Here is a 13,861-nt window from a genome sequence, read left to right as displayed (position 1 = left end):
GCGACGAATGGGACATCGAGATCGTCGAGAGCCACCACAACCGCAAGGCCGACGCACCCTCGGGCACCGCGCTGATGCTGGGCGAGGCCGCCGCCGAGGGGCGGGGCGTCGCGCTGGCCGACGTGTCCGACCGCGGCCGCGACGGCATGACTGGCCCGCGCCGGCAGGGCGACATCGGTTTTCACGCGATCCGCGGCGGCGACATCGTGGGCGAGCACGAGGTGATCTTCGCCACCGCCGGCGAGCGCATCGCCGTGCGCCACATCGCGTCGGACCGGGCGCTGTTCGCGCGCGGCGCGGTGCGTGCCGTGCTCTGGGGGCAGGACAAGGCCCCGGGCGGGTACGACATGCTGGACGTTCTGGGGCTGAAGTCCGTCTGAACCGCCCCACGCGCGCGTGAGCGGCGGGCGCCGCGCTCTTGACCCGGCGGCATCCGGCCTAACTCCCTGTCATTCATCGACGGAGAGGAGGCCGGACATGCTGCGTCTGGGTGCAATCTGTGGAAGTCTGATGCTGGCGGCGCTGCCCGCCGCCGCGGAATTCGCGACCGTTCAGGACCGCGCGACCTTCGTGGACCTCGTTGCCGGGCGCACGTTGTCGCGCCCGATGGTGTCGCTGCGCGTCTCGCCGGACGGCGCGATCTCGGGGCGCGGGGCGGTCTGGGACGTCACCGGCGCCTGGACCTGGCGCGAAGGGTACTTCTGCCGCGACCTGACCTGGGGCGGCGACCCGCTGGGCTACGATTGCCAAGCGGTGCAGGCGCGCGGCGACACGATCCGCTTCGTCGCCGAGCAGGGCCGGGGCGAGGCAGCCGAATTCACGCTCCGGTAGGCGGCGCGTTCACAGGCGGCAGACCTAGAAGTCGATCGCGATGCCCTTCTTTTCCCAATCGCCGTAGCGCACGGGCTCGGGGCCGTCGCGACCGCCCAGTTCGACCGGGCGCGGGTTCGCCCGCGCGTCCGCCTCGGCCTTGGCGCGGCGCTCGGCTGCCTCGGCCAGCGCGCGCTGGGCTGCGGGGGGCAGGTCCTTATTCGGCGTGTCGGTCATCGGGCGTATCCCTGTCTTTCCCTGATCGGTCGCAGTTGATATACGCCGCGGGCCATGCGGAACAAGGGTTTCGCGCCGCCCTTGCCGACAGGATCCCATGCCCCAACCCGTCGATTCCGCCCGCCGTGCCGCCGTCGACCTGCTCGACGGCGTGCTGGCCCGCCAGCAGCCGCTGACCGAGCTTGCCGGCGTGCTCGACCCTCTGGCCCCTGCCGACCGCGCGGCCGCGCAGCGGCTGGCGCTGTCGGTGCTGCGGTCGCTCGATCGCGCCGACCGGGTGCTGAAGCCGCACCTGCGCAAGAAACCCGCCGCGCGCGTGCACAACATCCTGCGTCTGGGCGCGACGGAACTGTGCGAGGGCGGCGCGGCGCACGGCGTGGTCGACGCCTGCGTCACGCTCGCCGCCGCGGGCAAGCGCACCGCCGGCACCAAGGGGCTGGTCAACGCGGTGCTGCGCAAGGTGGCGGACGAGGGGCCCGCGCTGTGGCCGCGTCTGCGGTCCACGCGCCTGCCGAAATGGCTCCGCGCGCCGCTGGTCGAGGCCTGGGGCACCGAGGCGGTCGGCGCGATGGAGGCCGCGCATGCCGAGGGCGCACCGCTGGACCTGACGGCCAAGGGTGATGCCGCTGTGCTGGCGGGTGCCGTGGGCGGCACGCTGTTGCCGACCGGCTCGGTGCGGATCGGCGCGGGCATGCAGGTGACGGCGCTGCCCGGCTACGACGACGGCGCGTTCTGGGTGCAGGACGCCGCCGCGGCGCTGCCCGCGCGGCTGCTGGGGGACGTGGCCGGGCTGCGCGTGCTCGACATGTGCGCCGCACCCGGCGGCAAGACGCTGCAGCTGGCGGCGGCGGGCGCGCAGGTCACGGCGGTCGACCTGTCGCAGGCCCGGCTGGGCCGGGTCGAGCAGAACCTCGCCCGCACCGGGCTGCGCGCGACGCTGGTGGCCGGCGACGCGTTGGAGCACGCCGGCCGCTACGACGCGATCCTGCTCGATGCGCCCTGTTCGGCCACCGGCACAATCCGGCGCCACCCCGACCTGCCCCACGTGCACCTGGGCGAGCGGATCGGCGAGCTGATCGACCTTCAGGCGGCGCTGCTGGATCACGCTTTGGACCTGCTGGCGCCGGGCGGAAAGCTGGTCTTCGCGACGTGTTCTCTGCTGCCCGATGAGGGCGAGTGCCAGGTCGAGGAGGCGCTGGCGCGCCATCCGGCCCTGCAGGTGCTGCCGCCCGAGGTGCCGGGGCTGGAGGAAGGATGGCGCTCGGCCGAGGGCGGGCTGCGGCTGCGGCCCGACTTCTGGCCCGATCGCGGCGGGATGGACGGCTTCTACATGGCCGTTTTGCGCAAGGCAGACGTGCAACGGTGACGCGTCCGCGGTCACGCGGGCGATGACAGAAGCCGCGAAGCTGGCTATCGTGTCGCCCAGATGCCGCCCGGGCAACGGGCGCCCGAGGCGACAGAGCACCGATGGCCCGACTGAACGACTGGCGCGCGACCCAGGCGCGATGGCTTGACCGGCTGCACGCGCGTCTTGCCGCGCGGGCCAAGCCGTCGCGCGGCTTCACCGTCCAGCCCGAACCGCGCACCATCGGCTTTCACGCCCGCGGCCGTCAGCTGATCGCCGGCAATCTGCTCTTCGCCGGGCACTTGGTCGAGGCGCCGGATCGCAGCATCTGGGATGTCGACATGCCCGACGCCGCGTTCCGCGACGCGCTGCACGGGTTCACCTGGCTCGACGATCTGGCAGCGGTGGGCGACGTGCAGGCGCGCACGCTGGCGCAGGCGTGGGTCTGGGACTGGATCGACCGCTACGGGCGCGGCGCCGGGCCGGGCTGGACGCCCGAGCTGACCGGAAGGCGCATGATCCGCTGGGTGCATCACGGCCTGCTGTTGCTGCGCGGCACGGATGCCGAGCGCGCCCGCCGCTACCATCAGGCAATGGCGGCGCAGACCCGGTTCCTGGCCGCGCGCGCGGGCGCCGCGGCGCCCGGCCTGCCGCGGTTCGAGGCGCTGACCGGGCAGCTCTACGCCGCGTTGTCGCTCGAGGGGCTCGAGCGCTACGTCGAGTCGGCGCGCCGCGGGCTGATGGCCGAATGCGCCCGCCAGATCGACAAGATCGGCGGCATCCCCAGCCGCAACCCCGACGACCTGCTCGAGGTTTTCACCCTGCTGACGTGGGCGCAGTTGGCGTTCGAGCAGGCGGGCCAGCCGGCCGATCCGGCGCTGGCCGATGCGATAGCCCGCGTGGCGCCCACTTTGCGCGCGCTGCGCCACGCCGATGGCGGGCTCGCGCGGTTCCACGGCGGCGGGCGCGGGGCCGAGGGGCGGCTGGACGCCGCGCTGGCGGCGGCGGGCGTGCGGCGCAAGCGGGTCGAGGGGGCGGCGATGGGCTTCGCGCGGCTGGCGCACGGGCGCACCACCGTCATCGCCGACGCAGCCCCGCCGCCGAAAGGACGCGCCTCGGCCGCGGCGCATGCGTCGACCCTCGCGTTCGAGCTGACCTCGGGCCGGCGCGCGCTGATCGTCAATTGCGGTGCGGGCGACGATTTCGGCGAAGGCTGGCGCCGCGCCGGCCGGGCCAGTCCGTCGCATTCGACGTTGTGCCTGAACGCGCGGTCCTCGGCGTCGCTGGTGCCGGCGCCGCGGGGCGGCGGCGAGTGGCTGGACAACGGGCCGCGCACCGTGCCCGTGCAGTTCAGCCGGACCGACCGGGCCGAGAAGTTCGAGGGCGGGCATGACGGCTACGTCGCGGAATACGGCCTGACGCACGCGCGCACGCTGGAGCTGACGATCGACGGCCGCACCCTGCGGGGCGAGGATTACCTCGTGGCGCTGGACGCGCCGGGCAAGCGGCGCTTCGACGCCGCGCTGGACCGGATCGGGCTGCAGGGCCTGCCCTACCGCGTGCATTTCCACCTGCACCCGGACGTGGACGTGGCGCTGGACCTCAACGACACCGCCGCGTCTATGGCGTTGCGCTCGGGCGAGCTGTGGGTGCTGCGCTTCGACGGGGCCTCGGCCATCGAGATCGAGCCGTCGGTCTATCTGGAACGCGGACGCCTTCAGCCGCGGGCGACGAAACAGGTCGTTTTATCCGGCCGCGCGATGGAGTATGCGACGCGCGTCCGGTGGACCCTGGAGAAGGCGAAGGACACGGCGCTGGCCGTGCGCGACCTGGTTCAGGACGAGGCGGACGAATACGTTTGACCCATGCCCGAGGAGTCCCGATGTCCGACCTTCAGCCGATCCGCCGCGCGCTGCTTTCCGTTTCCGACAAGACCGGTCTGATCGACCTCGGCCGCGCGCTCGAGGCCCGCGGGATCGAGATACTGTCGACCGGCGGCTCGGCCCGCGCGCTGCGCGAGGCCGGTCTGGCCGTGCGTGACGTCGCCGAGGTGACGGGCTTCCCCGAGATGATGGACGGCCGGGTCAAGACGCTGCACCCGATGGTGCATGGCGGCCTGCTGGCGCTGCGCGACGATGCCGACCACAAGGCGGCGATGGAGCAGCACGACATCGGGCCGATCGACCTGCTGGTGGTGAACCTCTACCCGTTCGAGGAGACCGTAGCCAAGGGCGCCGACTACGACACCTGCATCGAGAACATCGACATCGGCGGCCCCGCGATGATCCGCGCGGCGGCCAAGAACCACGCCTATGTCAACGTGATCGTCGACGTCGCGGATTACGCCGCGCTGAGTGCCGAACTGGACGCCCATGACGGCCAGACGACGCTGGCGTTCCGCAAGCGGCAGGCGCAGATCGCCTATGCCCGCACAGGCGCCTACGACGCCGCCGTCAGCACCTGGATGGCGGACGCGATCGGCGAAGAGACGCCCCGCCGCCGCGCCTTCGCCGGGACGCTGGTGCAGACGCTGCGCTACGGCGAGAACCCGCATCAGGCGGCGTCGTTCTACCGCGACGGGTCGGACCGTCCGGGCGTCGCGACCGCGAAGCAGCTTCAGGGCAAGGAGCTGAGCTACAACAACATCAATGACACCGACGCCGCGTTCGAGCTGGCCTCGGAATTTGCGCCCGGCGACGGCGCGGCCTGCGCGATCATCAAGCACGCGAACCCCTGCGGCGTGGCCACCGGTGCGACGCTCGCCGAGGCCTACGGGCGCGCCTTCGACTGCGACCGGACCTCGGCCTTCGGGGGGATCGTGGCGCTGAACCGCGCGCTGGACGGCGAAACCGCGCGCGCGATCACCGAGGTATTCACTGAGGTCGTCATCGCCCCGGGCGCCGACGACGAGGCGCGCGAGATCTTCGCGGCCAAGAAGAACCTGCGCCTGCTGGTGACCGACGGCATGGCCGATCCGCGCGCCGCCGGCCGCACGTGGAAGCAGGTGTCCGGCGGGTTCCTGGTGCAGGACCGCGACGCCGGCCATGTCGAGGCCGCGGACCTGAAGGTCGTGACCAAGAAGGCGCCCACGGCCGAGCAGATGGCCGACCTGCTGTTCGCCTGGCGCGTCGCCAAGCACGTCAAGTCGAACGCAATCGTCTACGCCAAGGGCGGCCAGACCGTGGGCGTGGGCGCGGGCCAGATGAGCCGGCTCGACAGCGCGCTGATCGCCGCGACCAAGGCGCAGCGCATGGCCGACGCGCTGGGCTTGGGCGAAAGCCCCGCCATTGGCTCTGCCGTGGCGTCCGACGCGTTCTTCCCCTTCCCCGACGGTCTGATGGAGGCCGCGCAGGCGGGTGCCACCTGCGTCATCCAGCCCGGCGGGTCGATGCGCGACGACGAGGTCATCGCCGCCGCCGACGAGGCGGGGCTGGCGATGGTCTTCACCGGCATGCGGCATTTCCGGCATTGAGCGTGCCGTCGAACCCCGCCTTCCACGCCGCGATGAAGCGCGTGGCGCTGGTGTCGCTGCTAGTCTTCGTGCTGGACCAGGCGACGAAGTTCTGGATCGTGCACTGGATGCGGCTGGACGCGCGCGGCGCGATCGACGTGCTGCCGCCCTACCTGAACCTGCGCATGGCGTGGAACTACGGGATCAACTTCGGCCTGCTGTCCGGGCAGGCCGACTTCACCCGCTGGATCCTGATCGCGGTCGCCCTGGGGATCGTGCTGTTCGTTCTGGTCTGGATGCGCCGCGACCCGCCGGGACCGTGGGGCGCCGCCTCGGCCGGGCTGCTGATCGGCGGGGCGCTGGGCAACGTGGTGGACCGGCTGCTCTATGGCGCGGTGGCGGACTTCCTGAACATGTCGTGCTGCGGCATCGACAACCCGTACGCGTTCAACGTGGCCGACATCGCGATCTTTGCCGGCGCGGCCGGCCTTGTGCTGTTCCCTGGGGCGAAATCCGACGGCGAAAAGCCCTCGTGACGGCGCGGGGCATATGCGATAGACCGACCAACAGACTGGCGGAGGTGACGATGCGGGCTGCGCGTCTTTGTTTGGGTTTTCTGGCAATCGGCGTCCTTGCCGCGTGCGGCGACCGCGATATCGGCCTGCGCGACCTGCGGTCGTTCGACCGCTCGCCCGAGGAATTCGGCGTGGTCCCGAACCGGCCGCTGGAGCTGCCCGAGACGACGACCCTGCCGCCGCCGACGCCGGGTGCCGCCAACCGCACCGATCTGAACCCCAAGGCCGACGCCGTCGCGGCGCTGGGCGGCAACCCCGGCGCCACCGTGGCGCGCGGCACGGCGATCCCGGCGCAGGACGCAGGGCTCGTCTCGAACGCCAGCCGCTTCGGCCGCGACGCCGGCATCCGCGCGCAGCTTGCGCAAGAGGATCTCGCCTTCCGCCAGCGCAAGTCGCTGTTCACCTTCTCGCTGGTGCCGCGCGACGAATACGACGCCGCCTACCGCGCGCAGACGCTGGACGCGTATCGCTGGCTTCAGGTCTACCGCCGCGCGGGCGCCCGCACCCCCACCGCCCCGCCCGAGGGCTGAGCCGGTCACGGATTCGTCACGCCGCTTGAACCTCGCGCAGCATAACGTAGCTAGTGAGGGATACCGACGATCCGGGGGGACCACATGTTCAAACTGGCCGGCGCCTTGGCGCTATTCGTAACCGCCGCGCTGCCGCTTTCGGCACAGGACACGGCGGACCAGGTGACGACCTTCACGCTCGACAACGGGCTGGACGTCGTGGTGATCGAGGATCACCGCGCGCCGGCGGTGACGCACATGCTGTGGTACCGCGCCGGGTCGGCGGACGAGCCGCGCGGGGTATCCGGCGTGGCGCATTACCTCGAACACCTGATGTTCCAGGGGACCGACACGCTGGCGCCCAAGGAGTTCAGCCGCATCGTGAGCGAGCAGGGCGGCAGCGACAACGCCTTCACCAGTTTCGACTACACCGGCTACTTCCAGCGCGTCGCGGCCGACCGCCTCGGCCTGATGATGGAGCTCGAGGCCGACCGCATGAAGAACCTCGTGCTTTCGCCCGAGAACATCGAGACCGAGCGCAACGTCATCATCGAGGAGCGCAACCAGCGGGTCGAGAACGACCCCGGCGCGCTGTTCCAGGAACAGCGCCGCGCCGCACAGTTCTTCCACCACCCTTACGGCACGCCGATCATCGGCTGGCGTCACGAGATGGACCAGCTGGGCATGGACGAGGCGCAGGCCTGGTACGACACCCATTACGAGCCGAACAACGCGATCCTGATCGTCGCGGGCGACGTCACCCCGGACGAGGTTCGCGCGTTGGCCGAAGAGCATTACGGCCCCATTCCCGCCGACCCCGAGATCGGTCCGCGCGAGCGGGTGGCCGAGCCGCCGCACCGCGCCGAGCGGCGCCTGATGTTCAACGATCCGCGCGTGGCGCAGCCGTATGTCATCCGCACCTACCTCGCCCCCGAGCGTGACGCCGGCGCGCAGGAACAGGCCGCAGCGCTGACCCTGCTGGCCGAGGTGCTCGGCGGCGGGCAGACGTCCGTGCTGAACACCAAGCTGCAATTCGAGGAGCAGAAGGCCGTCTACGCCGCGGCGTTCTACGACGGCGTGTCCTACGACGACACCGACTTCGGCCTGATCGTCGTGCCCGTCGAGGGCGTGACGCTGGAAGAGGCCGAGGCGGCGCTGGACGAGGCCGTGGCCGAGTTCCTCGACGAGGGCGTCGATCCCGAGCAGCTCGAGCGGATCAAGTTCCAGCTGCGTGCGCAGCAGGTCTACGCCCGCGACAACGCCGACAGCCTCGCGCGGCGCTACGGCGTGGCACTGACTTCGGGGCTGACGGTCGAGGACGTGCAGGCCTGGCCCGACGTTCTGCAGGCCGTCACCGAAGAAGACATCCTCGACGCCGCGCGCATGGTCTTCGACCGCGACAAGGCGGTGACCGGTTACCTGATGCAATCCGAAACCGCCGCTCCGGAGGTGAGCCAATGAAGCTTCTGACACTCGCGGCCGCCGCGCTGGTCCTGGCCGCCGGCACCGCCCGTGCCGAGATCGAGATCCAGGAAGTCACCAGCCCCGGCGGGATCGAGGCCTGGCTGGTCGAGGAGCCGTCGATCCCCTTCGTCGCGCTCGAGATCCGCTTTCGTGGCGGCGCCTCGCTGGATGCCGAGGGCAAGCGCGGGGCGACCAACCTGATGACCGGCCTTCTGGAAGAGGGCGCCGGCGACCGCGACGCCCGCGCCTTCACCACCGCGACCGAGAACCTGGCCGCGCGCTTCGGCTACGACGTGGGCGACGACGCGGTTTCGGTCTCGGCGCAGTTCCTGACCGAGACGCGGGACGAATCCGTGGCGCTGTTGCGCGACACGCTGGTCTCGCCCCGCTTCGACCAGGACGCGATCGACCGCGTGAAGGCGCAGATCCTGTCGTCGATCCGGTCCGACGCGACGGACCCGAACGCCATTGCCGCGCGCACCTTCGACCAGCGCGCGTTCGGCGATTATCCCTATGCCACCGACTACCAGGGCACGATCGACAGCGTGACCGGCCTGACCCGCGACGACGTCGTGCAGGCCTTCGACCGCGCCATCGCGCGCGACCGCATCCACGTGGCCGCCGCCGGCGACATCTCGGCCGAGGAACTGGGCACACTGCTGGACGAACTGCTGGACGATCTGTCCGCCGAGGGCGCGCCGCTGCCGGCCGAGGCCGACGTCGCGACCGCCGAGGGCGTGACGGTCGTTCCGTTCGATACGCCGCAATCGGTCGCGATCTTCGGACACGAGGGCATCGACCGCGACGATCCCGACTTCTTCGCGGCCTACGTGCTCAACACCATCCTCGGCGCGGGCGGCTACGATTCCCGCTTGATGGAGGAGGTGCGCGAGAAGCGCGGCCTGACCTACGGCGTCTATTCCTTCCTCGTGCCGAAGGATCACGCGGCGCTGTACATGGGGCAGGTTGCGTCAGGCAACGAAAGCATCGCCGAGGCGATCGACGTCGTCCGCGCCGAGTGGGCGCGCATGGCCACCGAGGGCGTGACCGAGGACGAACTGGCCCGCGCCAAGACCTACCTGACCGGCGCCTACCCGCTGCGGTTCGAGGGCAACGGCCCGATCGCCGATATCCTCGTGGGCATGCAGCTGGACGGGCTCGATCCCGAATACGTCGAGACCCGCAACGCGATGGTCGAGGCGCTGACGGTCGAGGACGTCAATCGCGTCGCGGCCCGCCTGCTCAAGCCCGAGGCGCTGCGCTTCGTGGTCGTGGGTCAGCCCGCCGGGCTGGAAGGCGACGTGACGCAGTAACGGCCGGCGCACCTGCCGAACAACAAAAAGCCCCGGTTCCGCCGGGGCTTTTTCGTTTCGGCGGGTTACGCTGGCTCAACCCGGGCGCAGCGTGGAGCCGGTTAGTTCCTGCGAGAACGGCACCGGATGCGGGTCGAGGCCCAGCCGCGCGCGGTAGACCGGCAGGCTTTCGGCGACCCGCATGACGTAATTGCGCGTCTCGTCGAAGGGGATGAACTCGATCCAGTCGATGACGTCGACGCCGCCGCCGCGCGGATCGCCGAAGCGCTCCATCCACTGGATCGGCCGACCCGGCCCCGCGTTGTAGCCCGCCGACATCATCACGATGTTCCCGTCGAAGCGCCGCGCGAGGTTGGCCAGGTACGCCGCCCCCAGCCGCGCGTTGTAGACCGGGTCCGACAGCAGCCGGTCGCGGTCGTATTCGATGCCCAGCCAGCCCGACACGTCCCGCGCCGTGCCCGGCATCAGCTGCATGAACCCGCGCGCGCCGGCGCCCGAGATCACGACCGGGTCGAACTCGGATTCTCGGCGCGCGATCGACAGCACCAGCTCGCGCGGGACCGGGTATTCGGCCTTCGCCACGAGCGGGTGCAGCGCGTAGTAGGGGCCGGGGATCTCGATGCCGAACTGCGCCGCGCGCTTGCCCAGCATCACCTGGATGTGCGGGCGCTGCATCTCCTCGAGCATGGCGCCCATCTGGCCCATCCCCTGCCGGTCGAGCGATTCCGCGAGGTGCGTCAGAAAGCGCTCTCCCAGCCGGTCCTCGCCGGCGTCCAGCAGCATCATCGCGGCCTTGAAGACGGTGCTTTCGGTCCAGGGCGCGTCCTTCCAGTCGCCGAAGGATTCCGTGCCCGCCAGCGTCGGGTCGACCGGCAGCCCGCCGCGCTCGGCCGCCAGCAGGCCGTAGAACGTCGTCTGGTACTGCGCCCCCAGCGCATAGGCCGCGGCGGCGGCGTCGGCGTTGTCCAGCGCCTCGTGCGCGCGGCCCAGCCAGTAGCCGGCGCGCCCCAGCGAGATCGGAGTGTCCACCGCGCCGCGGAACGCCTCGAAGTGCTGCACGGCCAGGTCGGCGCGGTCGAGGAACCGCAGCGCCAGGTAGCCCGATAGCCATTCGAGATCGGCGAAATCAGACCCCTCGACCAGGTAATGCGTGGACGCGACGCGGTAGGCCTGCACCACGTCACCCTCGCGCATCAGGTCGCGCGCGAGGTCGCGGCGCGCGTCCGCCCAGGCCCACGGCTCGCCCAGCGACGCGGCCGAGGTGGAGCGTTCCAGCAGCAGGGCGGCGGCATCCTCGGTCCGTCCCTTGCGCACGCGCCACAGGAAGCGTTCGTGGGCGAGGCCGGGGTGGTCGGCCAAGCGGTCCGGCACGCGCGCGATCAGCCCGTCGACGCCGGCCGCATCGGCCCGCAGGCCCATCCGCGCTTCGGCCAGCCGGCGCCAGCCATCGTCGACGAGCGGCAGCATCGCGCCGGCGTTCGCCGTCCAGTCGCGCCACAGCGCCATGTCCAGGCGCGCCTCGTGATGCGGCTTCAGCAGGTCGGCCCAGCGCGACAGAAACGCTGCGCGGCCATCCGAATCCAGCGCCAGCGTGCGCCAGGCCAGCACCACCTGCACCTCGGCCGGGCCGGTCTCGCCCGCGGCCAGGTGCGCCCCCGCCAGCGCCAGGGCGCCGTCGCCGGTCTGTGGCGTCTGCCCGTCGAAGAACGCGCGGATGACCTGCGGGTCGGCGGCGGTCATCACCGGCTCGGCCCGCTCGCGCAGGTAGGGCAGGCCGGGCCAGTCGGGATTGCGGGTCAGGAAGTCGGTGATCTCCTCGGGCGTGCCGCGGCCGGCGCGCAACGCCTGCCATAGGACGATGTCGGAGGCGATCGGCCCGGCGCCACGCGCCACGAACCGGGCGTCGTCCCAGTCGCCGGCGCGCACTGCGTCCAGCGCGCGCCCGACCGCCGCGGCGGTGTCCTGCGCCGCGGCGGCGGTGGTCGCCAGCGCGAGCGCCAGGCAAAGCGTCAGAATGCGCGTCATGGCTTGCATTTTCCATCTCGAAAAGGAATAGACCCGCGCAACACACTACCCGGGCCACCGCGGTCGTCCAATCACGACCGCTTGGGTGACGCCCCGGTTATCAGAAGGAGCGTGTCATGCTGAAGGGATCAATGCCCGCACTGGTCACGCCGTTCAAGGACGGCGCGGTGGATTTCGACACGCTCAAACGCTTGGTCGACTGGCATGTCGAGGAAGGCAGCCATGGCCTCGTGCCCGTGGGCACCACCGGTGAGAGCCCGACGCTCAGCCACAGCGAGCACGAGCAGGTCATCGAATGCGTGGTCGAGGCCGCGGCGGGACGTATTCCGGTGATCGCCGGCGCGGGCTCGAACAACACGGTCGAGGCGATCCGCTTCCTGCAGCACGCCGAGCGCGTGGGCGCCGATGCGGCGCTGGTGGTGACGCCCTATTACAACAAGCCGACGCAGGCCGGTCTGATCGCGCACTTCACCATGCTGCACGATTGCTGCGAGCTGCCGATCATCATCTACAACATCCCCGGCCGCTCGGCCGTGGACATGTCGCCCGCCACCATGGGCGAGCTGGCCAAGCTGCCGCGCATCGTCGGCGTCAAGGACGCCACCGCGGACCTCGCGCGTGTCTGCATGCAGCGGATCACCTGCGGCCCGGACTTCCTGCAGATCTCGGGCGAGGATGCGACCGCGCACGGCTTCAACGCCCAGGGCGGCGTGGGCTGCATCTCGGTCACCGCGAACGTGGCGCCGCGGCTCTGCGCCGAGATGCAGGAGGCCTGCCTCGGCGGCGACTACCACAAGGCGCTGACCCTGCAGGACCGGCTGATGCCGCTGCACCAGGCGATCTTCACCGAGCCGGGCCTGTGCGGCGCGAAATACGCGATGTCGCGTCTGGGTCTTTGCGACGAGGAAATGCGCGCGCCGCTGCTGCCGATCACCCCGCCCACGCGCGAGAAGGTCGATGCGGCGCTGCGCCACGCAGGCCTGCTGAACTAGGCGAACCGCCTGCGCATCCTGTGACGCGTCCGGCGCGTCACAGGCCCCTGCGCTGCTGGACCAGGTCGAAGAACGCCTGCGCGGCCGGCGACAGCGTCTTGCCGGTCCGCCGGACCAGGCCGATGCGGCGCTTCGCCCCGAAATCCGAAATCGGTCTCTGGATCAGGCGGCCCATGTCGAGGACCGGCAGCGTCAGCGTGGGCAGCGAAGTCACGCCCAGACCCGCCGACACCAGCGCCCCCGAGGTGGCGAGGTGCGAGACCTCGAACCGCGGCGACAGCGACGTGCCGATCCGAAGGCACGCGCCGTCGAGCAGTTCGCGCACGCTGGTGCCCTCGGCCATGGCGATGAAGGGCATCGCGACGATCTCGGCCCAGGCATAGGTGCGGTCGTCGGCCAGCGGCCCGTCGGGGTGCCCGATAGCGACGAATTCGTCGTCCATCAGCGGCAGGAAATCCAGACGGCTGCGGGTCGACACGGTGCCGGCGGCGAAGCCGAGATCCGCCGCGCCGCTTTCCACCGCCTCGAGCACGCTGCCCGAAAGCGCGTCGAGGATCCTCAGGTCGATTCCCGGATGCGCCGCCGAAAAATCCTTGATCAGCCGCGGCAAAAGCCCTGCCGTGACCGAGGGCAATCCCGCGATCACCAGCCGGCCCTGGCGGGCCGAGACATGCGCGTCGAACTCGGCCATGCCGTCCTCGACCGCGTTGAGCATGCGCTGCGCGATGCGTCCGAAGGCCTCGCCCGAGGCGGTCGGGCGCACGTTGCGGGTATCGCGGTCGAACAGCCGCACGCCCAACCGCTCTTCCAGCCCCGAGATCTGTCGCGACAGCGCCGAGGGCGACTGCCCCAACAGCCCCGCCGCGGTGCGGAACGACCGCGTCTGCAGCACCGTGGCGGCCGCGCGTACGTCGGGCAGGGACAGAGTGTTGTGATCCATGCACGTATAATTAACAACAATGCACTTCACGCAACAGCCTTGCAGCCGCATCCTTCCGCAAGCGTCCTGCGGGGCGGAATCATGGGAGGAAAACATGAAGACCATTCTCGGCGCCCTTGCCGGCGCGACACTGCTCGCCGGGCCCGCGCTTGCCCAGGATCAGGAATTGCTGGTCGGCTCGACCTCGGCCTCGTCCAGCC

The 13,861-nt window shown here is 71.0% G+C and carries 13 protein-coding genes; 10 read left to right on the top strand and 3 right to left on the bottom strand.

Annotated elements, in window-relative coordinates:
• Both dapB and ACFDTC_RS13255 read left to right on the top strand, forming a co-directional pair.
• A partial coding sequence (dapB, locus tag ACFDTC_RS13260) for a 4-hydroxy-tetrahydrodipicolinate reductase (RefSeq protein ID WP_375259359.1) occupies window positions 1-380 on the top strand: 380 nt, incomplete at its 5' end.
• A gap of 97 nt (window positions 381-477) precedes the next feature.
• On the top strand, window positions 478-831 hold the full coding sequence (locus tag ACFDTC_RS13255; RefSeq protein WP_375259358.1) for a dihydrodipicolinate reductase: 354 nt from the start codon (window positions 478-480) through the stop codon (window positions 829-831).
• 24 nt (window positions 832-855) lie between these two features.
• Here ACFDTC_RS13255 and ACFDTC_RS13250 read toward each other — a convergent pair whose 3' ends face one another.
• Complete coding sequence (locus tag ACFDTC_RS13250) at window positions 856-1,047, bottom strand: DUF1674 domain-containing protein (protein WP_375259357.1); 192 nt, start codon at window positions 1,045-1,047, stop codon at window positions 856-858.
• 97 nt (window positions 1,048-1,144) lie between these two features.
• Here ACFDTC_RS13250 and ACFDTC_RS13245 point away from each other — a divergent pair, with 97 nt between their 5' ends.
• The 7 genes from ACFDTC_RS13245 to ACFDTC_RS13215 all read left to right on the top strand — a co-directional run bounded on the left by ACFDTC_RS13245 (window position 1,145) and on the right by ACFDTC_RS13215 (window position 9,704).
• The gene (locus tag ACFDTC_RS13245) at window positions 1,145-2,413 is read left to right on the top strand and encodes an RsmB/NOP family class I SAM-dependent RNA methyltransferase (RefSeq protein WP_375259356.1); all 1,269 of its coding nucleotides are present in this window, start codon (window positions 1,145-1,147) and stop codon (window positions 2,411-2,413) included.
• Window positions 2,414-2,514: 101 nt separating this feature from the next.
• Window positions 2,515-4,254, top strand: a complete 1,740-nt coding sequence (locus tag ACFDTC_RS13240; protein ID WP_375259355.1) for a heparinase II/III family protein — start codon at window positions 2,515-2,517, stop codon at window positions 4,252-4,254.
• Between the two features lie 20 nt (window positions 4,255-4,274).
• Window positions 4,275-5,864: a bifunctional phosphoribosylaminoimidazolecarboxamide formyltransferase/IMP cyclohydrolase gene (purH, locus tag ACFDTC_RS13235; protein ID WP_375259354.1), complete on the top strand. Its 1,590-nt coding sequence runs from the start codon at window positions 4,275-4,277 to the stop codon at window positions 5,862-5,864.
• 32 nt (window positions 5,865-5,896) lie between these two features.
• Complete coding sequence (gene lspA / locus ACFDTC_RS13230; protein ID WP_375259365.1) at window positions 5,897-6,379, top strand: signal peptidase II; 483 nt, start codon at window positions 5,897-5,899, stop codon at window positions 6,377-6,379.
• A 71-nt stretch (window positions 6,380-6,450) separates the two neighbouring features.
• A complete protein-coding gene (locus tag ACFDTC_RS13225) occupies window positions 6,451-6,948 on the top strand; it encodes a DUF3035 domain-containing protein (RefSeq protein WP_375259353.1) in 498 nt (165 codons plus the stop codon).
• An 84-nt stretch (window positions 6,949-7,032) separates the two neighbouring features.
• A complete protein-coding gene (locus ACFDTC_RS13220; RefSeq protein WP_375259352.1) occupies window positions 7,033-8,388 on the top strand; it encodes a M16 family metallopeptidase in 1,356 nt (451 codons plus the stop codon).
• Window positions 8,385-9,704, top strand: a complete 1,320-nt coding sequence (locus ACFDTC_RS13215; protein ID WP_375259351.1) for a M16 family metallopeptidase — start codon at window positions 8,385-8,387, stop codon at window positions 9,702-9,704. The genes ACFDTC_RS13220 and ACFDTC_RS13215 overlap by 4 nt, the downstream gene beginning before the upstream one ends.
• A 75-nt stretch (window positions 9,705-9,779) precedes the next feature.
• On the opposite strand, the gene ACFDTC_RS13210 is transcribed toward ACFDTC_RS13215, so the two are convergent.
• Window positions 9,780-11,729: a lytic transglycosylase domain-containing protein gene (locus tag ACFDTC_RS13210; protein ID WP_375259350.1), complete on the bottom strand. Its 1,950-nt coding sequence runs from the start codon at window positions 11,727-11,729 to the stop codon at window positions 9,780-9,782.
• 116 nt (window positions 11,730-11,845) lie between these two features.
• Between ACFDTC_RS13210 and dapA the strand changes: the two genes are divergently transcribed.
• Complete coding sequence (gene dapA / locus ACFDTC_RS13205) at window positions 11,846-12,721, top strand: 4-hydroxy-tetrahydrodipicolinate synthase (protein ID WP_375259349.1); 876 nt, start codon at window positions 11,846-11,848, stop codon at window positions 12,719-12,721.
• A gap of 37 nt (window positions 12,722-12,758) precedes the next feature.
• On the opposite strand, the gene ACFDTC_RS13200 is transcribed toward dapA, so the two are convergent.
• Window positions 12,759-13,661, bottom strand: a complete 903-nt coding sequence (locus tag ACFDTC_RS13200) for a LysR family transcriptional regulator (RefSeq protein WP_375259348.1) — start codon at window positions 13,659-13,661, stop codon at window positions 12,759-12,761.
• Window positions 13,662-13,861 lie beyond the last annotated feature (200 nt).

Source organism: Citreimonas sp., from assembly GCF_042096055.1.
Lineage (GTDB): Bacteria > Pseudomonadota > Alphaproteobacteria > Rhodobacterales > Rhodobacteraceae > Citreimonas.
This window is presented reverse-complemented; position numbering and strand designations above follow the sequence as displayed.